Below are 20402 nucleotides of genomic sequence, written 5' to 3' on the forward strand. Positions count from 1 at the left end.
TCATCCACGGTCCAGTAAACCGTAGAGGCAATCAGATCAGACCGGGTGCGCAAAGGAAACGGGCTACTCCTGATGGAGTAGCCCGTTGTTTTGTTGCAAGGCGTTTACTTTGCGGCAAGTTGGCGGAGGACGTACTGCAGAATGCCGCCGTGCTGGTAGTAGAGGATCTCCTGTGGGGTATCGATCCGGACCATCACGGGGAACTCGTTGGTGGTACCGTCGGGGGCGGTGGTCTTCACCAGCAGGCTCTTGCCGTTGGCGAAGCCTGAGTCGAGCATCGCCTTCAGGTCGCCGGGGTTTTCGCCGAGCGTGAAGGTCTCCTCGCCGGTCAACAGGTGCGATTCGACGCTCTCCCCGGGCTGGAACTGCAAGGGCAGGATGCCCATGCCGACCAGGTTGGAGCGGTGGATGCGCTCGTAGCTCTCGGCGATGACGAACTTGATGCCGAGGAGGCGTGGTCCCTTGGCGGCCCAGTCGCGCGAGGAGCCCGAACCGTACTCCTTGCCGGCGAGGATGGCAAGGGGGGTGCCGCGTTCGGCGTAGGCGACCGAGGCGTCGTAGATGGACATGCCGGTGCCTTCGGGGAGGAGACGGGTTACGCCGCCTTCCGTGCCGGGAGCCAGCTTGTTCTTCAGGCGGACGTTGGCGAACGTTCCGCGGACCATGACCTCGTGGTTGCCGCGGCGGCTGCCGTAGGAGTTGAAGTCCGCAGGCTTCACGCCGTGGTCTTCGAGGTACTTGCCGGCGGGGCCGTTGCGCTTGATGGAGCCGGCTGGGGAGATGTGATCGGTGGTGACCGAATCTCCCAGGACGGCGAGGACGCGGGCGCCGGTGATGTCCTCGACCGGCGCGGGAGTGGCGGGCATGCCGTCGAAGTACGGCGCCTTGCGGATGTAGGTGGAGTCGGGCTCCCATCCGTAGGTGTCGCCTTCGGGGAACTTGAGGTGCTGCCAGTTCTGGTCGCCGTCGGAGACGGTGGAGTACTGGTGGCGGAACATGGCGGCGTCGATGGAGCTGGAGACGGCTTCGTTCACCTCAGCCTGGCTGGGCCAGATGTCCTTCAGGTAGATCGGCGCGCCGGTCTTGTCGGTTCCCAGAGGATCGGTGTCGAAGTTGTGGCTGATGTGGCCGGCGAGGGCGTAGGCGACGACGAGCGGCGGGCTCATCAGGTAATTGGCGCGAACTTCGGCGGAGATACGGCCCTCGAAGTTGCGATTGCCGGAGAGGACGGAGACGGCGACGAGGTTGTGGTCCTCGATGGCCTTGGAGACGTCGGTGGGCAGGGGGCCCGAGTTCCCGATGCAGGTGGTGCAGCCGTAGCCGACGACCTGGAAGCGAAGCGCGTCGAGGTACGGCATGAGGCCGGCGCGGACGTAGTAGTCGGTGACGACGCGGGAGCCCGGGGCGAGGGAGCTCTTGACCCAGGGTGGGGTGCGGAGGCCCTTCTCGACAGCCTTCTTGGCGAGCAGGCCGGCGGCCATCATGACGTAGGGGTTGGAGGTGTTGGTACAGGAGGTGATGGCGGCGATGACGATGGAGCCGTCCGAGAGGTAGGGCTCTGGGTCGACGCCGAAGCGGCCCTGGATGCTGGTGACGGGGGCTTCGACGTGAATCGCTGCGGGGCCGGGCGTCAGGGTGGCTACGGGGACGAGATCGCCCGAGACGGCGGGTGCAGGGGAGCCGAGCGAGGCGGTGAGGTCACCATGGGCGCTGGCGTGTCCGCCCTCGCCTTCCCACCGGACCATCTGCCGCGCGGCCTGCTTGTTGGCGTTGGGGCCGAGCAGCGCGGGGAGCTGCTGCGCGAAGCTGGTCGCGGCCTGCGAGAGGAGGACGCGGTCCTGGGGACGCTTGGGGCCGGCGACCGAGGGTTCCACAGTGGCCAGGTCAAGCGAAAGCGTTGCGCTGTAGACGGCTTCGGGTGCGTCGGGCGTATGGAAGAGACCCTGCTCGCGGTAGTAGGCCTCAACGAGGGCGATCTGGTCGTCGGTGCGGCCGGTCAGGCGCAGGTAGTTGAGGGTTTCCCTGTCGACGGGGAAGATGCCGCAGGTGGCGCCGTATTCGGGGGCCATGTTGGCGATGGTGGCGCGGTCGGCGAGTGGGAGCTCGGTGATGCCGGGGCCGTAGAACTCGACGAACTTGCCGACGACGCCCAGCTTGCGGAGCGCTTCGGTGACGGTCAGGACGAGATCGGTGGCGGTGGTGCCTTCCTTGAGCTTGCCGGTCAGCTTGAAGCCGACGACCTGGGGGACGAGCATGGAAACCGGCTGGCCGAGCATGGCGGCCTCTGCCTCGATGCCGCCGACGCCCCAGCCGAGAACGCCGAGACCGTTGACCATGGTGGTATGGGAGTCGGTGCCGACGAGCGTGTCGGGATAGGCGACGACTTCGCCGTTCGCGTCAGGCTGCGTGGTGAAGACGACGCGGGCGAGGTACTCGAGGTTGACCTGGTGGCAGATGCCCATCCCCGGCGGCACGGCGGAGAAGTTGTTGAAGGCAGTCTGGCCCCACTTGAGGAAGGCGTAGCGCTCGCGGTTGCGCTGGAACTCCAATGCGGCGTTTAAGTCATAGGCATTGGTCGTCCCGAACTCGTCGACCTGGACCGAGTGGTCGATGACCAGTTCGGCGGGCTGCAGGGGGTTGATCTTTTCCGGGTCGCCGCCGAGGGCGCGCATGGCGTCACGCATGGCGGCGAGATCGACGATAGCTGGAACGCCGGTGAAGTCCTGCATCAGCACGCGGGCGGGCATGTAAGCGATCTCGCGGGAGGGTTCGGCCTTGGCGTCCCAGTTGGCGAGGAAGCGGATGTCGTCGGCGGTGACGGACGAGCCGTCTTCGTGGCGGAGGAGGTTTTCCAGCAGGATACGGAGGGAGAAGGGGAGCTTGGTGAGGTCGATGCCGGCTTCGGTCAGGGCCTGCAGGCGATAGAGCGAGACGGTCTTGCCGCCGGAGGTCAGGGTGGATTTAGCGTGGAAGGAATCTGGGTGGACAGCGACGTCGTTCGACATGCGTGGTTCTCCTAAGGGGATACTTGGGTACGTTGGTGCGGTAGAGTTCGCCGGCGGGGCGAGGAGAAGGGATAGAGCTCAGGCGCGTCCGCGGTCGCGGCGGCCGTGACGAAAGCGCTTCAAAATGGGGCAGCGCGGGCTCATAGAGTGGATTTTACTCCGAACGTGTTTCTTCTGGCAGGGCGTCGGTTGAGCTTTTTGTGGACGCGAACCACAGAGCGTGCATCACACGTACTTAGTCCGCCGGCAACGGATGGGCGGAACGGTTTCGGAGAAGAGTGCCATGAACGGTATCAAGCGAGTTTTGATGGGCGCGGTTGCGCTGGCAGCGGTAGCAGGCATCTCGGGCTGCAAGAGCAACCAGGCGACCCCGGCAACGATCATCGACAACAGCGGCCAGGATCCAGCGGCGGCGAATCTTGCCCCGGTGGATCCCAATGCCCCGGTGACATCGGCACCTGCGCAGAGCGCCCAGGCACCTGCGCGGACGCGCGTGCTTGGCCAACAGCAGGCCTACCAGCCTGCGCAGAGCGGCGAGGCGTATCCGCAGCAGCAGCCGGCCTACGATTCCAATCAGCAGAGTGGCAACTACGGCTACGACAACGATCAGCAGGCCGTCGACGATCTCTACGATACGGTGGAAGAGGCGAGCGCTCCTCCTCCTCCGCTTCCTGTCTACGACCAGCCCGAGGCTCCCGAGCCGAACGATATCTGGACCCCTGGCTACTGGAACTATGCGAACGCAGGCTACTACTGGGTTCCGGGCGTGTGGGTTGCGGCACCGTACGCCGGAGCTCTTTGGACGCCCGGATACTGGGGTGCCTATGGCGGCCGCTATCGCTTCCACCATGGCTTCTGGGCCCGCCACATCGGCTTCTACGGCGGGATCAACTACGGCTTCGGCTACATTGGAACCGGCTATGAGGGCGGCTACTGGCGCGGCAACGACTTTTACTACAACCGCTCGGTCAACCGCATCAACGAACGCAACATCCGGAACGTCTACGTGCGGAATGTGACGATCAACAACACCGTCATCAACAACCGTGTCTCCTACAACGGCGGACGCGGCGGCATCGATGCTCGTCCACGCCCGCAGGAGCTCGCCGTTCTGCGCGAGCAGCGCACGCCTCCCATGCAGACGCAGGTGCAGTTCCGCCAGCAGGCTGCGGCGAATCCGCGGCAGTTCTATAACCAGAATCATGGCCAGCCTGCTGTGATTGCCGCGGCGCGTCCGGTGTCGGCGGTTCGCATGCAGGCTCCGGCACAGGGATTTGTGGGGCAGCAGAACCGTCCAGGCCAGCCGAACAATCCCCAGCAGCGTAACCAGCAGCAGCAACAGCAGCGTACTGCGCAGGTGCAGCAGCAACAGCGGAACCAGCAGGCGCAGCAACAGCAGCGGAACGTGCAGGAGCAGCAGCAGAACCAGAGGAACGCGCAGGTTCAGCAGCAGCGCACGCAGCTGAACCAGCAACAGCAGCAGCGTACCCAGCAGGCGCAGCAACAGCAACGCAACGCGCAGGTCCAGCAGCAGACGCAGCAGCGGAATCAGCAGGCGCAACAGCAGCAGAGGGCTGCCCAGGCTCAGCAGCAGACCCAGCAGCGCAACCAGCAGATGCAACAGCAGAGGGTGCAACAGCAACAGAGGGCACAGCCGCAGGTCGCTCGTCCTCAGGCCCAGGCTGCACCCCGCCCGGCGCCCCAGCAGCAGGCCCGTCCGGCTGCCCCGCAGCAGCACGCCGCACCGGCTCCTCACGGGGGCGGTGGTGGCGGTCAGCCCCATGAGGGCGGCGGACGCCGCTAACGGAGTGGGGTGAGATCGGCAAAAGGGGACGCGGCTTCGGCTGCGTCCCTTTTTACGCGGTGTCCGCTCCTCTCCAACGCATGCGAGCGCGGGGTTGGCCGTGAATACTCTTTATTTGCGGGCATCTGCACGTTCCCGCCAAGGCATCTCTCTTCCTGTGCTGTTTGAGGAGGAGTCATGAAGATCGCAATGATGGCAGGATCGCTGGTTTTGGCCGCGGGGATGTTCACCTCTTCGGCAATCGCGCAGGAATCGCATGAGGACGCCAAGGCGCAGGTTGACGCGCACCAGGCGAAGCATCACACCAAGGCCAAGTTCGTGGGCGGCGGTGCCGTAGGCGGCGCTCTGATCGGCGCGAAGGTCGGTGGCCCTGTCGGTGCCGTGGCAGGCGCGGGTATCGGTGCCGGTGGCGGGCTGGTCGCACACCATATCGAAAAGAAGCACGCGATCAAGAAGAAGCAGGAAACCGGAAACCCGGGCGAGTATCCCCGCTAACGAAGACCTCGTTGACGAAGGCCGTCCCTTACAGGGCGGCCTTTTTTTGTTGCCTCCTTGTTACTGTTCGACGACGGCCACCGCATCTTTCACGCTCATCTCGAAGGGCAGCAGCTTGAAGTCGCTGCGCTCGACATGCTCGTTCTTGCCCAGCGACTTGAACAGAATGGCCTTTCCGTTGATCGCCGTATCCACCACGACGGTCTTCCACTGGCCCGGTGCCACCTGGTCGCGAGTCGTCGCAAAGCTCGATCCGGCGTGCACGGTTGCCAGCCCGAACCCCACGCTGACATCCTTCGCCAGGCTCGCCTTGATCGTATGCAGACGCTCCGCGCGATTGTCGATCGAGACCGTGCCCGACATCCCATGGAGCACCTTCTCCTCCATCGACTGCGTCTGGTAGGCGGGATCGGGGCGGAAGTCGATCATGGTCAGATTGCCCTCTTTCCGCAGATTCTCCAGCAGAAACGCCTTCGGAAGCAGATCGAGCATGGCCTTGGCCTTGTCTTCGTCGTTCTTCCTGGCATGCTCGGCGGCGATAAAGTCCGCTGGGTTGGTGGCGATCCCGGCCAGCCGCCCGCGCTCGCGACCCACCCGGTCGGGGGAGAGCGGCGTGCCGTCCTCTTCGAGCAGAAACCGCACCTTGCCATCGCTGGTCTCGGCGATCCGCTCCTTCCAAAGATGGTTCCCGGTGCGTTCGGACCGTTCCGTCGCGGTATAGGCGAAATGCTGCTTGTGCAGCGCCGCATCGTCCTCATGCGCGACCATCTGCTGAATGATCTCGACGGGACTCTGCGCCTGCATCAACGGGGCGGCGGACGGGACCAGGGTGAGCGCGAAGAGGAGACGGAGGGTCTTGCCGGAAGACGTCATAGTTGAATCAGATGCTATCGGAGCTTAAGGCATCATGAAGAGTTCGTCATTCAACCCCATGCAAACAATCAGTTTTTATCTCCGGGGAACTTTGGAGAGCCAAACTTCGTTTTCTCTTCCATGCCTCGATCGTTCGTAGCCGCCCTGTGCCTCTTTTCCATTGCCGCCTCCGCGCAGGAGACCGTGACGCTGCCCGCCAATACCCCCGTCACGGTCGAAACCGACGCTGCCCTGGTGCCCGCGAAGCTGAACCCCGGCGACCCGGTCGATCTGAAGCTCGTGCATGCCGTCTGGGTAGGCTCCCGCCAGGTCGCACCCGCCGGAACGCTGCTGCACGGACACGTCGTCTCCGTCGCGCTGAAGCCGGTCGCGGTCGAAGTGGCGTCCGACCCCCTGCCGGTCAACGATGTGGCCGTGCCGCTCGCGGGCAATCCTCTGGCGTCGAACAAGGGCAAGCTTGTCCAGACGCCCGACCCCACCCCGAAGGAGCTTGAATGGCACTTCCGCTTGAGCGCCAAGGAGACGGCGGAGATCGCCGGCGTCGGTCTCGTGGCGCTTCCGTTCGTGGCCCTCGCCTCTCCGTTCATTCTCTACGAGGCGCTGCACAATGACGCGATGAAGCCCGATCACACCATTCAGGCCGGTCACCGGGCCCTGCTCCATACGGTCGCCGCCGCGCAGTTTCCAGCCAGCGCCCTGGCGGAGGAGACCTCCCAGTACTCGGGTCCTCCGCTCATCTATCTGGTGGACCGGCTTTATCAGAAGAACGGCAAGGTCTCCTGCGGAGCCGATCCCCTCCTCGGCCCGAAGCACCCCCACACCTCGATGATGCGCGTCGCCCCGCGCTCCTACACCTTCATCGCCGACCGCAAGGAGGACACGCAGGCCGTGGTCGAGGCGAAGCCGGATGGGCGATACCTCGTCTACCACGATCGCGCCGGCCTGCACGCGGTCGGGCTCGCGGGCCGCCCGGATCTGGTGGAACGTCTGCCGAAGATCGAGGACAAGACCGTCTTCCTCTACGACGTGGCGAAGATGCAGCCCGGCGACCAGGAGGGCGTCGACCGCGATCTGGCGCGCGGGGGATGCGGTTTGGCCAAGCAGCTTCACACGCGAGAGAAAAAGCCTCAGCCGTAGCCTTGTCCGCATTGCGAATTCCAGCGTCTGCATATCGTTTGGGCGATGATAAAGAAGCGATGCCACTTTTTTACCTGCGGGATCTGACGGGGAAGCAGAGGAGCCAGACGGCGAACCGTCATCTGGCCTGCTTTCTCGCGTTCGTCGCGGGGGCTGTGAATGCGGGTGGATATCTCGCCGTGCGGCAGTACACGTCGCATATGTCGGGGATCGTCTCCTCCATGGCGGATAACCTTGCGCTCGGGCAGGTGCGGCCAATGCTGGCCGGGGCCGGCGCGCTGGCCTGCTTTATGCTGGGTGCGGCGTCGACGGCCATCCTCGTCAACTGGGCGCGGCGGCGCAATCTGGAGAGCGAGTATGCGCTTCCGTTGTGCGTGCAGGCGTGCCTGCTGGTGTGCTTCGCGCTGATGGGCGGCCGTCTGCAGCAGCATGCGTGGCTCGCCGTGTCGGCTACGGTGGCCCTGCTGTGCTACACCATGGGGCTGCAGAACGCGATGATCACGAAGATCTCGCACGCGGAGATGAGGACGACCCATGTCACCGGCATGGTGACCGATATCGGAATCGAGTTGGGCAAGATGGTGTACTGGGGCACGTCCGCGCAGGGCGTCCCGGTGCGTGCCGATATGGCGAAGCTGACGCTTCTGGGGACGCTGGTCGGGTTGTTCTTCGTCGGTGGCGTGGTGGGCGCCGTGGCGTTCAAACACGAGGGCTTTCTCTCGGCGCTCCCTCTCGCGGGGCTTCTCCTGGTGCTCGCCGTGATGCCTGTGCTGGAGGATTTCGGGTTCCATCTGCGGGTGGCGCGGCGATGACGCTTCGAGAGATGCAGGTTGCGATGTCGGGACAGCTTTCCGGAACGCCGGAGCTGCGCGAAAACGCATCCCGCGACGCCGACGTTCTGCTGATGCACGCGCTCGGCGTGGGTCGCACGGAGCTCTTCATCCGGCCTGAGCGTCTTCTGGCCGAAGCCGAGATCGCCCGCATCGCAAGCCTCATCGCCCGCAGGCTCGCCATGGAGCCCATCCAGTACATCACCGGGGAGCAGGAGTTCTACGGGCTTCCGTTTCGCGTCACCCGCGCCACGCTCATCCCTCGTCCGGAGACGGAGCTGCTTGTGGAGGCCGTGATCGCCCGTATGCCTTCGGCTGGGAGAATCGTGGACGTAGGCACCGGCTCCGGAGCGATCGCGGTCTCGCTGGCCCATGCTCTGCCGGAAGCCGCGGTGGAGGCGGTGGACATCTCGGAGGCCGCACTGGAGGTCGCCCGGGAGAACGCCGCGGCGAACGGCGTCACGGTTCGGTTCCGGCTGGGCGATCTGCTGGCCGGTGTGGAGCCGGGCGTGGACGTGGTCGTGAGCAATCCGCCCTATATCCCCTCCGGCGACCGCGCGACCATGCATCCGCAGGTGACGGAGTTCGAGCCTTCCACCGCGCTCTTTGCCGGGGAGGACGGTCTGGAGATCTATCGGCGCCTGATCCCGCAGGCATGGCAGACGCTCCGGAGCGGCGGTCTGCTGGCCATGGAGATCGGCTTTGGCCAGGAGGATGGGTTACGCGTACTCATGACCGGTTGGGACGGCGTCGAGTTTCTCAAGGACCTTCAGGGCATCCGGCGGGTGGTGGTCGGGACGAAATCATCGCCCTGAAAGAGACGGATCCCCGCCACGCCTGCAGCCCCTGCCGTCAGGCAGGAGGAGGCATTTGCAGCCGTCACGCCCCCTAGCGCCAGCACCGGGACGTACGCGGCGACGGCGCAGGCCTCTTGCAACGCCGGAAGCCCCGTTCCTGGCATCTCGCCCTTCCCGAAGACCGGGCTGAAGAGAATGAGGTCGGTACTCTCGTTCCGGGCGGCAAGCACCTCGCTGTGCGTGTGGCAGGCCCTGCTGACCACCGGCTTCGGAAGCCCACGCATCCGGTACAGGTCTCGAATCTGCCCAGCCGTCAGACCGCCGCAGGCAGAGGTCAGGTGAACGCCGTGCGCTCGCGTGGCAACCGCCACATCCGCCCGGGCGCTGATCAACAGGCGGGTTGGCGCACCGGAAGCGGCCAGAATCGCGAGAATCTCCCGCGTCAGTGCGGCGAGTTCTCCCGCCCCCAGGTGCTTCTCCCGGAGCTGCAGAAACTCAACTCCTGCCGCCGCCAGCCGATGAATCTGGTCAAGCAGAGACGCGGTCCCACGGGACGGAAAACCATACTCTCCGGCGCTGATCGCATAGCGAACCATGCTCCAGTGTAGGCGCACGACCCCGCAATGGGCGTATGGTAGTTTTTAGGCATCGATCAGGATTTTTCGGTGCTGAAGGGCTGCGCGGACCGGAAAGAGATCGCCAGCCGGGAATGAAACGTAAGGGCCGTCCACGCTTGAGGCCAACAACCGCGACAGGGAAGAACACGCGCGCATGAGCACTGTATACGATTTGATCGTGATTGGTTCCGGCCCCGCCGGCCAGAGAGCCGCGATTTACGCCGCGAAGCTCGGTAAGAAGGTAGCACTGGTGGAGATGCGCGAGGTCGTAGGCGGAGCCTGCATCTCGACCGGCACCATCCCCTCGAAGACGATGCGAGAGGCTGTGCTGCACCTCTCCGGCTACAACTACCGGTCCATCTACGGCATGAACTACCGGGTCAAGGAGCGGATCACGATGGCCGATCTGGCCTTCCGAGTCCAGCACGTCATCAAGACCGAGATCGACGTCACCGAAGCCCAGCTCTCGCGCAACAACATCGAGATGCTGGTCGGCGTAGCCAGCTTCGTCGATGCAAACCACATCCAGGTCACCAACTCCAAGGGCTCGGTCGTCTACGAGACCAAGAACGTCCTCATCGCCACGGGCACCAAGCCGGCTGCCTCGGCCAAGGTCCCGGTGAACGGCCGCAGCATCATCAACTCCGACCTCGTGCTCGACCTGCCCAACCTGCCCAAGACGATGATCGTCGTCGGCGGCGGCGTCATCGGCGTCGAGTACACCTGCATGTTCTCCGCGCTCGGCGTCCGCGTCACCCTCATCGAGCGCCGCCCGCGTCTGCTGGAGTTCGCCGACCAGGAGATCGTCGAGGCGCTCAGCTACCACCTCCGCGACTCCCGCGTGACCATGCGCCTCAACGAAGAGGTGGAGTCGGTCGAAGAGATGCCCGACGGCACCGTCGTCGCCAACCTCGAGAGCAAAAAGAAACTCCAGGGCGACGCGCTCCTTTACGCCGTCGGTCGCCAGGGCAACGTGGACGAGCTCAACCTCGGCGCCATCGGCGTCGAAGCCGACTCGCGCGGACGCATCCCGGTGGACAAGGACTTCCGCACCAAGGTCCCCAACGTCTTTGCCGGCGGCGACGTCATCGGCTTCCCGTCGCTGGCCTCGGTCTCCATGGAGCAGGGCCGCATCGCAGCCGCCCGCGCCTTCGGCGACGAGACCGTCCTCTCGAACCCCAGCTTCTACCCCTACGGCATCTACACCATCCCCGAGATCAGCTTCATCGGCAAGACCGAAGAGCAGTTGACCGAAGAGGATGTGCCCTACGAGGTGGGCGTGGCGTACTACCGCGAGATCGCCCGTGGGCAGATTCGCGGAGATACGACAGGTCGCCTCAAGCTCATCTTCCACCGCATGACCCACGCCATTCTCGGCGTGCACATCATCGGCGAAGGAGCCAGTGAACTGCTGCATATCGGGCAGGCCGTCATGGCTCTGGGAGGAAAGCTGGACTATTTCGTAGATACCGTGTTCAACTATCCCACTCTCGCGGAATGTTATAAAGTTGCCGCGTTCAACGGTCTGAACCGCGTGAGCAAATTTCAGTAACGTACGTTTGCGAGCCGATGGAACCTTGACCCTCTGCACCATTTGGGTTGATGCTTTGTTTTTCTTACAGGCAAGCGATTGGGGCGATCGATGGCGAAGAGTATCGGGGTGACTTTATCGGAGCGCGTGGTGGCCGGGCTCGTGGTGGACCATAAGCTCTCGGGCGGGTTGAAGACCTTTCCGGACGCGCATGACGACGAATACGCGCTGGTCGAGATGCCCGCGGATGCGATCATTCACACCCTCTGCCAGCAGATCGTCGCCGTGGCGGACGGTGCCACGGACCTGATGTCGGTGGGCGTCGGTCTCCCGGGCCTCATCAAGAACGGCGTCGTCGAAGAGGCACCGAATCTCCCGCAGTTGAAGGGCGCACGCTTTCAGGAGGTGCTGGCCGCCAAGCTCAAGGAAAACGGCCTCGACGTGCCGGTCAATCTCATCAACGACGCAGACGGCTTTGCCGCCGGCATCGCCGCCGCGCACGGACGCCTGGACTCGATCCTCCGCGTCTGGACCCTCGGCGTCGGCATCGGCTACGGCCGCTACCCCTTCATGCCCGGCGTGTGGGAGGGCGGCCACATGGTCGTCTCGCTCGACGACAAGGAAAACTATTGCGGATGCGGTGGACGCGGCCACATGGAGGGCATCATGGGCCATCGCGCCATGCGCCTCCGGTTCCTGGACATGGAACCCGAAGAGGTCTTCGAGGCCGCCGCCAAGGGCGACGCCCGCTGCCTCGAGTTCAAGCGTCTGTGGCACAAGGCGCTGGCCGCGGGCACCGCCAGCTCCATCCACCTCGATGGGCCCGGCAAGTTCTTCCTCGCCGGCTTTAATGTCCGCTTCGTCGATTTGTCGATGTTGAAGGACTACGTGCAGAAGATGGTGAAGATGAGTCCGCTGCAGAGCTACTCGCTCGAAGTCGTGCAGGATGACGCAGAGACCCGTGTCGTCGGCGCGGCGGTATCGGCCGAACAGGCGGCTGGGGGATCAGGCAGCCATCGAAAGGCGTCGGCATAAGTCTAATCTGGGATTGCAGGAGGTGCGGATCATGCGGCGCTACTGGTTCTGGGTTCTTTTGTTGATGATGGGGCCGGTGGCGGCCATGGGACAGGGTGTTGCTCCGGCCACTGCTCCCGTAACGGAGCAGACACCGCCGTCGCATTCTCAAGTAACGTCCCCCAGGGCGATTCACTTCGTGGATCCGGAGTTCTCCGAGCTGGCGCGAAAGAGGAAGCTCGGCGGAGAGGTCATTGTGGCGCTCACCGTCGATGTGGATGGCATGCCGCAGCATGTGCGCGTGGACCAATCGCTTGCCGATAAGGTCAAGCCCAAGGACCGGAAAGCCGCCCTAAGCCTGGATGCGAAGGCAGTCGAAGCCGTGCAGCAGTATCGGTTTACCCCCGCGACACGCGATGGAAAACCGGTGCCGGTAGAGATCCATGTCGGCGTCAACTTTCAGATCTTTTAGTGCTGGCACGTCGGACAAAATACCGTCGTACGTCCGCCTACAACCAGCTTCTTCAGCGGCGTGGCGCAGATCTTGCAGGTCTCTCCAGCCCGGCTGTACACCATGTGCTCCAACTGGAAGAATCCCGCAACCCCATCGGCATCCACATAGTCCGACACCGACGACCCACCCAGGCTGATGGCATGCTTCAGCACCTCCACCAGTGCCAGCTTCAGCCGCAGCAACTCCGCCCGCGTTAGCCGTCCAGCCGCCCGCCGAGGCCGTATCCCTGCCCGAAACAAGCTCTCGTCCGCATAGATATTCCCCACGCCATGCAGCAGCGACTGGTTCAGCAGAGCCGCTTTGATCGCAATCTTCCGGCCCTTGAACAGCGCCACAAAGTCGTCGTCCGAGATCGTCAACGGCTCCCGACCCGGTCCGCCGTACCCTTCGCGGTCCAGCGAGAGTCGCCCAAACCGCCGCGCATCCACAAACCGCAGCTCCTTACCGCCGCTCAGGCTCAAAATGGCGTGCGTATGCGGAGGCACCGGTGTCTCGGCGGTCGAAACCAGCAACCGGCCGGTCATCCCCAGGTGCACCAGAAACTGCGGCCGCCCCTTGCTCAGGTCGGCGACGATCGTCTTCCCCACCCGCCGCACCCGCTCGATCTTCGCCCCGGTCAGGGCCTCGGCGATCTCGGCGGGAGGCGTCTTGAAGGTCTGCGGCTTATCGCTTGTCCAGACCGAGAGGATCGTCTGTCCGTGGACGCGTTCGTGAACGCCATTGGCTACGGTTTCGACTTCGGGAAGTTCAGGCATCGGTTCTCTATTTCGATAGATGAAACAGGCGGCGGTCGTAACGCACCGTCTTCGCCCATTCGATGCGGATTTGAGACGCGTCGGGGTGAAGAGGATTCAGGAGATAGTTCCACGACTCGGGAGAGGGAATCGAAGGCACGCGGAGGATGGCTGATTTTCCTGCAGCAAGCCAGCGATCCCCAATGGCATGTGTTGTTGGGAAAGATTCCGGGTCGATGCTGGCCAACTGCCGCACAGTCAGTTCACCGATCTCTATCTTATCGGGCGCAACAATCTTCAGAAGCTGATAGTGATCTGGAAGGAACTCCGGTAAAGCTCCAAGGTTGGCAAGGTGTTCAATCAGCGCGACCGCAGGGTGCTCGGCAACATAGAGCACACGCTTCCCCGGCGACTTGGTGTGCCAGCGCCCACCTGACAGCTCACCACCCAGCCCGGTGAGATTCGTATACTGGCTGACTCGCCATAGAAACATCAGCTGTAGATGCCTTCAGAGATGCTGTACAAAATGCCTTCCACCAGCCTTCCACCTGCCTCTGTGTGAAGCATGCTCAAAGGTGTCCGGTCTTCGAGCCGAGTGTTTGGATAGCGTAGCCATCCCATTGCTTTCACGGGGTTTCCAAAGACCGACTCCGCAAGCGCCACAATCGAGGAGACACGAATCGCCCGATCCGTCTCCTCCGATGAGAGGTTTTCGCCACGGGCCTTCCGGTGCTTCAGCGTCCGCGGGGAGATAATCGCAGACATCTCCGTGAAGGTAAGTCCCTTCTCCCGCAAGAGCGCCAGACTCTCTGTCGGAAGCCCATGCTCGACAAGCTTAGCCAGAGCAAGGGAGGTACTTCCGCCGATGTACTCGTTGAGAACATTGTGGGTCGCCATGCTGCATCCTCTTGGGACATTATGCCACGCCTGGAACGGGCAAAATGTGCATCCGGTGCCCTGCCCACATGCCCCGGTTTCAACCCAACGCTGAACTTGGCGCTTCATCCAGCCGTATCACCCTGCGTTACACTCGATCTTCAAGCGAGAAGCCCTCCCCTATGCAGGCTGATATCCCCATCCATCGCAGGTTCAGCACGAGGCGACTCAAGGATTGGACGAAGCAGAAGCTTCGCCCCGCTATCTACGATCGCTATCTCTTCTTCACCGAACTGGGCGAAGAGACCTCGCACATCGTCGATCTCGCCAGCCTGATGCGGAAGATTCCCGCGCGCTTCGCGACCGGCCTGCGCCTGACCTCGTTGACCATCTTCCTTCGCGAGGAGGCTGGCAGCTACTGCGTGCGGCATCAGCAGGGCGAGATGAACACTCCGGACGTCCGCTTCAGCGAGAAAAGCTCCACGGTTTCACACCTCCGCCGCACGCAGCGCCCAGCGCCGATCGCCAGGGACTACTCCACCCCCTGGCTCTTCCTGGCCGACCGCGCCGACATCTCCGCGTTGCAGATCCTCGGTGCGCAGCTCGTCGTGCCGTTCGTCGGCCGGCGTGGCCTCCCCGGCTTCGCCGTCATCCGCCGCCGCCCCGACCAGCCCTTCGGCCCCATGGAGATTCGCCTCCTCCAGCGCTTCGGCCACCAGATGGGCCAGGCCCTCGAAGCCGCGCTCACCCTCGAAGCCCTCGTCGCCGAAGGCCGCAAAAGCGAGCGCATGACCCGCGAGCTCGAACTCGCCCGCGAGGTGCAGGAGCATCTCCTCCCCCGCACCCTCCCCTCGCTTCCCCGCATCAGCGTCTCCGGCCGCTGCCAGTCCGCCGAACGCGTCGGCGGCGACTACTTTGACGTCTTCGTCACCGAGGGCGGCAAGCTCTGCTGCGCCATCGGCGACGTCAGCGGCAAGGGCATCCCTTCGGCGCTCCTCATGGCCACCCTGCGGGCCTGCCTGCGCAGCCTGATGCTCCAGCCGGACGTCTCGCTCATCGAGGTGATGCGCCGCCTCAACGGGCTCATCTACGAGTCGTCCTCCGCCAGCAAATACGCCACCTTCTTCCTCGCGCTCCTCCAGCCCGAAACCAACGAGATGACCTACGTCAACGGCGGCCACAACCCCCCGCTGCTCATGGAAGCCGGCAAAGTCAGGCGTCTCACCACCGGCGGCCCCGTCCTGGGACTCTTTCCGGTAGCCGAGTACGAGTCCGAGACCCTCATCCTCGAACCCGGCGCCACCCTGGCCGCCTACACCGACGGCTTCAGCGAGGCCGAAGACGCCTCCGGCGAAGAATGGGGCGAACGCGGCCTCCTCTTCTCACTCAACAGCGACGCCACCCAGCCACCCGCCACCCAGATGTTGAACGCCTTCGCCGCCGTCGAGCGCTTCGCCCAGGGAGCACCCCAGCACGACGACATGACCCTGCTTCTCGTCCATCACGACAACTAAGAGCGCCCTGCGCGGGCGGCGGGCACTTCGTGCCGTGTATACCGGTGTTGCCGACGCACGATGTGCTGGTTCTCGCGTTGCTCGCCACGGAACCCTGTTCTCGACCAACGGGAGAGCCCCGCGAAGCCGGAAAAAGGCGTGCAAACGCCCGCTCCGCGCGTACTGGGCCCGTCCGGCAGGACACGACGAAGTTATAATTAGGTGAATGCCGCTTTCAGCGGGCCAGCGCATTCGTATCTATCTCGTGGCCCCGGAGCGGACATACTCGTGACTCAGCGTAAATCAGCGGTAATTCTTGGTGCCCAGTGGGGCGATGAAGGCAAAGGCAAGATCGTCGACGTGCTCTCGGAGAAGTTCTCCGTCGTCGCCCGTTACGCAGGTGGACACAACGCCGGCCATACCGTCATCATCAAGGGCCGCAAGTTCGTCCTGCAACTGATCCCCTGCGGCGTTCTGCGCCCGGATTGCAAGGGCGTCATCGGCAACGGCGTGGTGCTCGATCCCATGGCCTTCCTCTCGGAGGTCAAGAAGCTCAAGGACGCCGGCCTCCCGGTTGACGAGCAGCTCTTCGTCTCCAACCGCGCCCAGGTCATCCTGCCCTACCACCGCATGATCGAGCTCGCCGCCGAGAACGCCCCCGGCCGCACCAAGATCGGAACCACCAGCCGCGGCATCGGACCGGCCTACGAAGACAAGATGCACCGCAGTGGCCTGCGCGTCATCGACCTGCTCAACTCGAACCTCCTCCGCACGCACATCAACAACGCCTGCTACGAGAAGAACACCATCGCCCGCGCTCTCTTCGGCACCGAGCCCCTCGACCCCAAGGCCATCTACGAGGAGTACGCCCGCGCCGCCGACCAGATCGCGCCCTTTGTCACCGACACCGCCGTCATGCTCAACGATGCCATCCGCAACGGTGAAAAGGTGATGTTCGAAGGCGCCCAGGGCGCTCTGCTCGACATCGACCACGGCACCTATCCGTTCGTGACGTCGTCGTCCGCGACCGCCGGCGGAGCCGTCACCGGAACCGGCGTCGGCCCCACCCAGATCGGCACCGTCATCGGCGTCACCAAGGCCTACGTCACCCGCGTCGGCGAAGGCCCGTTTCCCACTGAGATCCACGACGACACCGCCGACCTCCTCCGCGCCCGCGGACAGGAGTACGGCGCCGTCACCGGCCGTCCGCGCCGCTGCGGCTGGCTCGACCTGCCCCTGCTCCGCTACTCCAACATGATCAACGGCACCGAATGGCTCGTCGTGACCAAGATGGACGTCATGGACGAGTGCGTCGAGATCCCCGTCTGCACGCACTACCGCATCGACGGCAAGGAGACCGACGTCATCCCCGCCGACATGCGCGGCTTCGACTCCATCCAGCCCGTTTACACCACCCTCAAGGGCTGGAACACCACCACCGAGGGCATCACGGAGTACGATCAGTTACCGCAGCTCGCGAAGGACTATCTCGCCTTCGTCGAGAAGGAGTCCGGCGCCAAGATCGGCATGGTCTCCACCGGACCCGATCGCGACCAGACCATCACCACGCCGGCGTTCGAAGAGGCATTGCGCAGCTAAACGCGAGAGGGAGAGCGGTCCATGATCAGCTTTACCGTACGGCTGAAGTTCAACGCTGAAGATCACGATACGGTCTCCGAGATCCTGCGCAACCTGACTCTTGCCACCCGGCAGGAGCCAGGTTGCGTCACCTACGTCGCTCATTTCATCGACGGAGACGCCACCACCGTCCTCCTCTACGAGCAGTACCGCGACCAGGCCGCCGTCGACTTCCACCGCGCCTCCCCTCACTTTCACCAGTACGCCATCGGCGGATTCTTTCAGCTCATGAAGGACCGCCAGATGGAGAACCTCATCGCGATCTGCTAGCTTTTTCCACCACATCGACCGCCCACTGATTTTGTTTTGACTTATAGGGAAAAACCGGACTACTATCCGGTACGGTCATGACCCTTCGTCGACTCTGTTGCGCTGCTTCATCTCGCGGTCTTGTTCTTCTCCTGGCAGTCTTCGCGGCGGGTGTCCCGGCCCTGTGTCTTGCCAAGGTCGCCAGGCACACCGGCAAACGAGACGTGAAAAAGCAGATCGAGTCCATGGAGACCCAGTGGCGCGACGCGCAACTGACCGGCAACATCGCCGAAATGTCCAAGCTTCTCTCCGACGATTACTTCGGCATCTCCATGGCGGGCGAGGTCAACACCAAGGCCCAGCAACTGGAGCGCATGCGCACGCGGATGCTGGTCATCTCCAAGATCGACCTCAGCGACATGAAGGTGAAGCTCCTCGGTACCACCGCCGTGGTCACCTCGCGCGCCGAGGTCCAGGGTGTCAACGAGGGTACGCCCATCACCGGCAGCTTCCGGTACACGCGCGTCTACCAGAAGACGCCGTCCGGCCAATGGCAGATCACCAACTTTGAAGCCACGCGCCTCGCACGCCAGAGTCCCCCAACCGAACCCGAAGCGAAACCTTAGTCCGTGTCCGCCTGCACGCAGTCCCTCAGCCTCTGCCAGGTCGTCTCCAGCATCTCCGGCAGCACGCGGGTCTCCGCCGTCACCGTCATAAAGTTCGTATCGCCCGACCACCGCGGCAGAGCATGCAGATGCAGATGCGCCGCCACGCCCGCGCCCGCCGCCTCCCCTAAATTCAGCCCAAAGTTCAACCCCTGCGGCCGATACACACTCCGCAGCATGGCCTCGACCCGCTGCGCGGTTGCCATCATCTCCTGCGCGGTCTCCGGGGCAAGGCTCGCGAGCGAATCGGTGTGCGCATACGGCACCACCATCACATGCCCTGTCGAATACGGATACCGGTTCAGGCAAAGAAACGTCGTTGCCCCCCGCGAGACGATCAACGCCTCCCGCTCGGCTTCTTCCCGCGCCATACCGTTGGCCACCGCATAGTCCACCGCATGAATCATGTTGCAGAACACGCAGTCATGCTCCCCGGACTGCGGCCCCGGCCACGCATCCAGAGCCTCCGGCACACCCGGACGCGTCGGAGCCGTCTTCGTAATATAGGCATAGCGCCACGGAGTCCAAAGCCGGTCCATACGCGCAAGTATAGCGAACGCATGCCGCTCCCACGCCTTAGAATGACCCCATGCCCGAACCTCCTCGCGCTCGTCGGCGTGGCAATGGCAATCTATCGCGTGATTCTCCGTGAGACCGCCCGCCACCCACACCGCAAAAGCGAAAGGCGGATGAGCCAGGCCGTTGCCTGCACTCATCCGCCTTCCCGCTTCCTTCAGGAGCGACGCGAACCCGATCCTACGGCAGCTCCCGCACCCAGATATTCCGGAAGCTGATCGGCTCGCTATGGTCCCCATGCGCCTGCAGCTTGATCGGAGCCCGGTCGTACGCCTTGTAAAACGGCTGCCCGATATACCGCGTCTCGCCCTTTAGTTGAAAGTGGTTCTCCACCAGCACGCCGTTCATAAACACCGTAGCGTAGGCCGGCGTCTTCAGCGTCCCATCGCTATGAAACGTAGGAGCCGTCCAGACGACCTCATACGTCTGCCACTCCCCTGGCTTGCGCGCCGGGTTCGCCAGCGGAATCGCCTGCTTGTAGATGCTTCCCACCTGCCCGTTCACGTACGTCTTGTTGTTGTAGTTATCCAGCACCTGCAGCTCATACCCCGCGTCGCCTGGGCCGGTCGAGGCCAGAAACACCCCACTGTTCCCGCGCGCCTGGTCCGATCCTGTAATGTTGGTGGGAATTCGCCACTCAATATGGAGCTGGTAGTTCTTGAACGTCTTCTTGGTCTCGATATTCCCCGACCCCGGAGCCTTGCTCACGGTCATGATGTTGTCCGCAACCGGCCACATCACAGGCGATTTGTCCTTGTTCATCACCCACTGGTCCAGGTTCTTGCCGTCGAACAGCACGATCGCGTCCGAAGGCGGCGCATCGTCGGTCTTGCCCGGTGTCACAATCGGCGGAACCGGCTCATAGACCTCGGTGTCCTGGTGCTTCGGCTCCGGCGCAGTGGGCTGCTGCGCATGGAGCGTCGTGGTGGCGGCGACGAAGGTGGCGGCGATCAGAAGACGAGAAATAGGGGCGCGCATAATTGCTGTTGAGGATACACCGAAATCGTTTCCATAGAATAGCCACCCCGCCCGGAACCGCTCCGGCTCTTGCCGCGTCCCTCCCCAACGGCGTACTCTCGGGGGTAAATCCACACACAGGGAAAAGGATGCGACGTCATGTGCTGATCTACGGACTCCTGGGCGGCATCCTCATCGCGCTGCTCCAGTGGACCCAGTACCGCTTCCTCGTCGTCGAGCACTCGCTCGAAATCTACGGTGGACTCGTCGCCGCCATCTTCGCCGGCCTCGGCATCTGGCTCGGCCAGCGCATCGCCGGCAAGCGCCCGCAGCCCGCACTCGCCGAACCCCCCGTCCCCGCTCTGCCGGATACCACCAGACGCGATGGCCTCGGCATCACTCCGCGCGAGTTCGAGATCCTCGAGCTCATCGCCAAGGGGCTCAGCAACCGCGAGATCGCCGCCACGCTCTACGTCAGCGAGAACACCGTCAAGACCCACTCCAGCCGCGTCTTCGATAAACTCGGCGCCAAACGGCGTACCCAGGCCGTCCAGCTCGGCAAGGAACTTGGCCTCCTGCCCTGAAATCCCTCACCCT

The 20402-nt window shown here is 63.8% G+C and carries 20 protein-coding genes and 1 pseudogene; 13 read left to right on the forward strand and 8 right to left on the reverse strand.

The features are described 5' to 3' along the window. Nucleotides 1-104: 104 nt before the first annotated feature. Nucleotides 105-3005, reverse strand: coding sequence for an aconitate hydratase (acnA, locus tag BM400_RS05235; protein ID WP_089837286.1), 2901 nt, complete (start codon nucleotides 3003-3005; stop codon nucleotides 105-107). Between the two features lie 283 nt (nucleotides 3006-3288). Here acnA and BM400_RS21580 point away from each other — a divergent pair, with 283 nt between their 5' ends. Together BM400_RS21580 and BM400_RS05250 are read left to right on the forward strand one after the other, a co-directional pair. After that, complete coding sequence (locus BM400_RS21580; protein ID WP_245781694.1) at nucleotides 3289-4809, forward strand: YXWGXW repeat-containing protein; 1521 nt, start codon at nucleotides 3289-3291, stop codon at nucleotides 4807-4809. A 177-nt stretch (nucleotides 4810-4986) separates the two neighbouring features. Continuing rightward, a complete protein-coding gene (locus tag BM400_RS05250) occupies nucleotides 4987-5304 on the forward strand; it encodes a hypothetical protein (RefSeq protein ID WP_089837288.1) in 318 nt (105 codons plus the stop codon). Nucleotides 5305-5364: 60 nt separating this feature from the next. Here BM400_RS05250 and BM400_RS05255 read toward each other — a convergent pair whose 3' ends face one another. Then, a complete protein-coding gene (locus tag BM400_RS05255) occupies nucleotides 5365-6177 on the reverse strand; it encodes a hypothetical protein (protein ID WP_089837290.1) in 813 nt (270 codons plus the stop codon). A 120-nt stretch (nucleotides 6178-6297) separates the two neighbouring features. On the opposite strand from BM400_RS05255, the gene BM400_RS05260 reads away from it, so the two are divergent. From BM400_RS05260 to prmC, 3 genes and pseudogenes are all read left to right on the forward strand, one after another. Then, on the forward strand, nucleotides 6298-7314 hold the full coding sequence (locus BM400_RS05260; protein ID WP_089837291.1) for a hypothetical protein: 1017 nt from the start codon (nucleotides 6298-6300) through the stop codon (nucleotides 7312-7314). Nucleotides 7315-7373: 59 nt separating this feature from the next. After that, nucleotides 7374-8093 (forward strand): annotated as a pseudogene (locus BM400_RS05265) (YoaK family protein); the annotation flags it as partial. 29 nt (nucleotides 8094-8122) lie between these two features. Next, complete coding sequence (gene prmC, locus BM400_RS05270; protein ID WP_089837295.1) at nucleotides 8123-8959, forward strand: peptide chain release factor N(5)-glutamine methyltransferase; 837 nt, start codon at nucleotides 8123-8125, stop codon at nucleotides 8957-8959. On the opposite strand, the gene BM400_RS05275 is transcribed toward prmC, so the two are convergent. After that, nucleotides 8914-9537, reverse strand: coding sequence for a thiamine phosphate synthase (locus tag BM400_RS05275; RefSeq protein WP_089837297.1), 624 nt, complete (start codon nucleotides 9535-9537; stop codon nucleotides 8914-8916). The genes prmC and BM400_RS05275 overlap by 46 nt on opposite strands. 175 nt (nucleotides 9538-9712) lie before the next feature. Here BM400_RS05275 and sthA point away from each other — a divergent pair, with 175 nt between their 5' ends. From sthA to BM400_RS05290, 3 genes are all read left to right on the forward strand, one after another. Continuing rightward, entirely contained in the window at nucleotides 9713-11110 is a 1398-nt protein-coding gene (gene sthA, locus BM400_RS05280) for a Si-specific NAD(P)(+) transhydrogenase (RefSeq protein ID WP_089837298.1), read from the forward strand. A 90-nt stretch (nucleotides 11111-11200) separates the two neighbouring features. Beyond that, entirely contained in the window at nucleotides 11201-12124 is a 924-nt protein-coding gene (locus BM400_RS05285) for an ROK family protein (RefSeq protein ID WP_089837300.1), read from the forward strand. A 31-nt stretch (nucleotides 12125-12155) separates the two neighbouring features. After that, nucleotides 12156-12575 carry an energy transducer TonB gene (locus BM400_RS05290; RefSeq protein ID WP_175528877.1) on the forward strand — a complete coding sequence of 140 codons (420 nt, stop codon included), beginning with the start codon at nucleotides 12156-12158 and terminating at the stop codon, nucleotides 12573-12575. Here the strand turns inward: BM400_RS05290 and mutM are convergent. The 3 genes from mutM to BM400_RS05305 are packed head-to-tail and all read right to left on the reverse strand — an operon-like array spanning nucleotide 12572 to nucleotide 14248. Further along, complete coding sequence (gene mutM, locus BM400_RS05295; protein WP_089837304.1) at nucleotides 12572-13372, reverse strand: bifunctional DNA-formamidopyrimidine glycosylase/DNA-(apurinic or apyrimidinic site) lyase; 801 nt, start codon at nucleotides 13370-13372, stop codon at nucleotides 12572-12574. The two genes, BM400_RS05290 and mutM, sit on opposite strands and share 4 nt — an antisense overlap. A gap of 7 nt (nucleotides 13373-13379) precedes the next feature. After that, nucleotides 13380-13844, reverse strand: coding sequence for an RES family NAD+ phosphorylase (locus BM400_RS05300; protein WP_089837306.1), 465 nt, complete (start codon nucleotides 13842-13844; stop codon nucleotides 13380-13382). After that, the gene (locus tag BM400_RS05305; protein ID WP_175528878.1) at nucleotides 13844-14248 is read right to left on the reverse strand and encodes an antitoxin Xre/MbcA/ParS toxin-binding domain-containing protein; all 405 of its coding nucleotides are present in this window, start codon (nucleotides 14246-14248) and stop codon (nucleotides 13844-13846) included. Before BM400_RS05305 ends, BM400_RS05300 begins: the two co-directional genes overlap by 1 nt. 161 nt (nucleotides 14249-14409) lie before the next feature. Between BM400_RS05305 and BM400_RS05310 the strand changes: the two genes are divergently transcribed. From BM400_RS05310 to BM400_RS05325, 4 genes are all read left to right on the forward strand, one after another. Further along, nucleotides 14410-15741, forward strand: a complete 1332-nt coding sequence (locus BM400_RS05310; RefSeq protein WP_175528879.1) for a PP2C family protein-serine/threonine phosphatase — start codon at nucleotides 14410-14412, stop codon at nucleotides 15739-15741. Between the two features lie 267 nt (nucleotides 15742-16008). Continuing rightward, nucleotides 16009-17319 (forward strand): adenylosuccinate synthase, encoded by a 1311-nt coding sequence (locus tag BM400_RS05315; protein ID WP_089837310.1) that lies wholly within the window; start codon nucleotides 16009-16011, stop codon nucleotides 17317-17319. A 21-nt stretch (nucleotides 17320-17340) separates the two neighbouring features. Next, on the forward strand, nucleotides 17341-17628 hold the full coding sequence (locus BM400_RS05320; RefSeq protein ID WP_089837312.1) for a putative quinol monooxygenase: 288 nt from the start codon (nucleotides 17341-17343) through the stop codon (nucleotides 17626-17628). Between the two features lie 203 nt (nucleotides 17629-17831). Beyond that, the gene (locus tag BM400_RS05325) at nucleotides 17832-18233 is read left to right on the forward strand and encodes a nuclear transport factor 2 family protein (RefSeq protein ID WP_245781695.1); all 402 of its coding nucleotides are present in this window, start codon (nucleotides 17832-17834) and stop codon (nucleotides 18231-18233) included. On the opposite strand, the gene BM400_RS05330 is transcribed toward BM400_RS05325, so the two are convergent. Then, complete coding sequence (locus BM400_RS05330; protein ID WP_089837316.1) at nucleotides 18230-18811, reverse strand: HIT family protein; 582 nt, start codon at nucleotides 18809-18811, stop codon at nucleotides 18230-18232. The two genes, BM400_RS05325 and BM400_RS05330, sit on opposite strands and share 4 nt — an antisense overlap. 217 nt (nucleotides 18812-19028) lie before the next feature. Beyond that, complete coding sequence (locus BM400_RS05335) at nucleotides 19029-19826, reverse strand: 3-keto-disaccharide hydrolase (RefSeq protein ID WP_089837318.1); 798 nt, start codon at nucleotides 19824-19826, stop codon at nucleotides 19029-19031. Between the two features lie 128 nt (nucleotides 19827-19954). Between BM400_RS05335 and BM400_RS22765 the strand changes: the two genes are divergently transcribed. Continuing rightward, the gene (locus BM400_RS22765) at nucleotides 19955-20389 is read left to right on the forward strand and encodes a response regulator transcription factor (RefSeq protein WP_089837320.1); all 435 of its coding nucleotides are present in this window, start codon (nucleotides 19955-19957) and stop codon (nucleotides 20387-20389) included. Nucleotides 20390-20402 lie beyond the last annotated feature (13 nt).

The sequence above is a fragment of the Granulicella pectinivorans genome (assembly GCF_900114625.1).
In the GTDB taxonomy this organism is placed as follows: domain Bacteria; phylum Acidobacteriota; class Terriglobia; order Terriglobales; family Acidobacteriaceae; genus Edaphobacter; species Edaphobacter pectinivorans.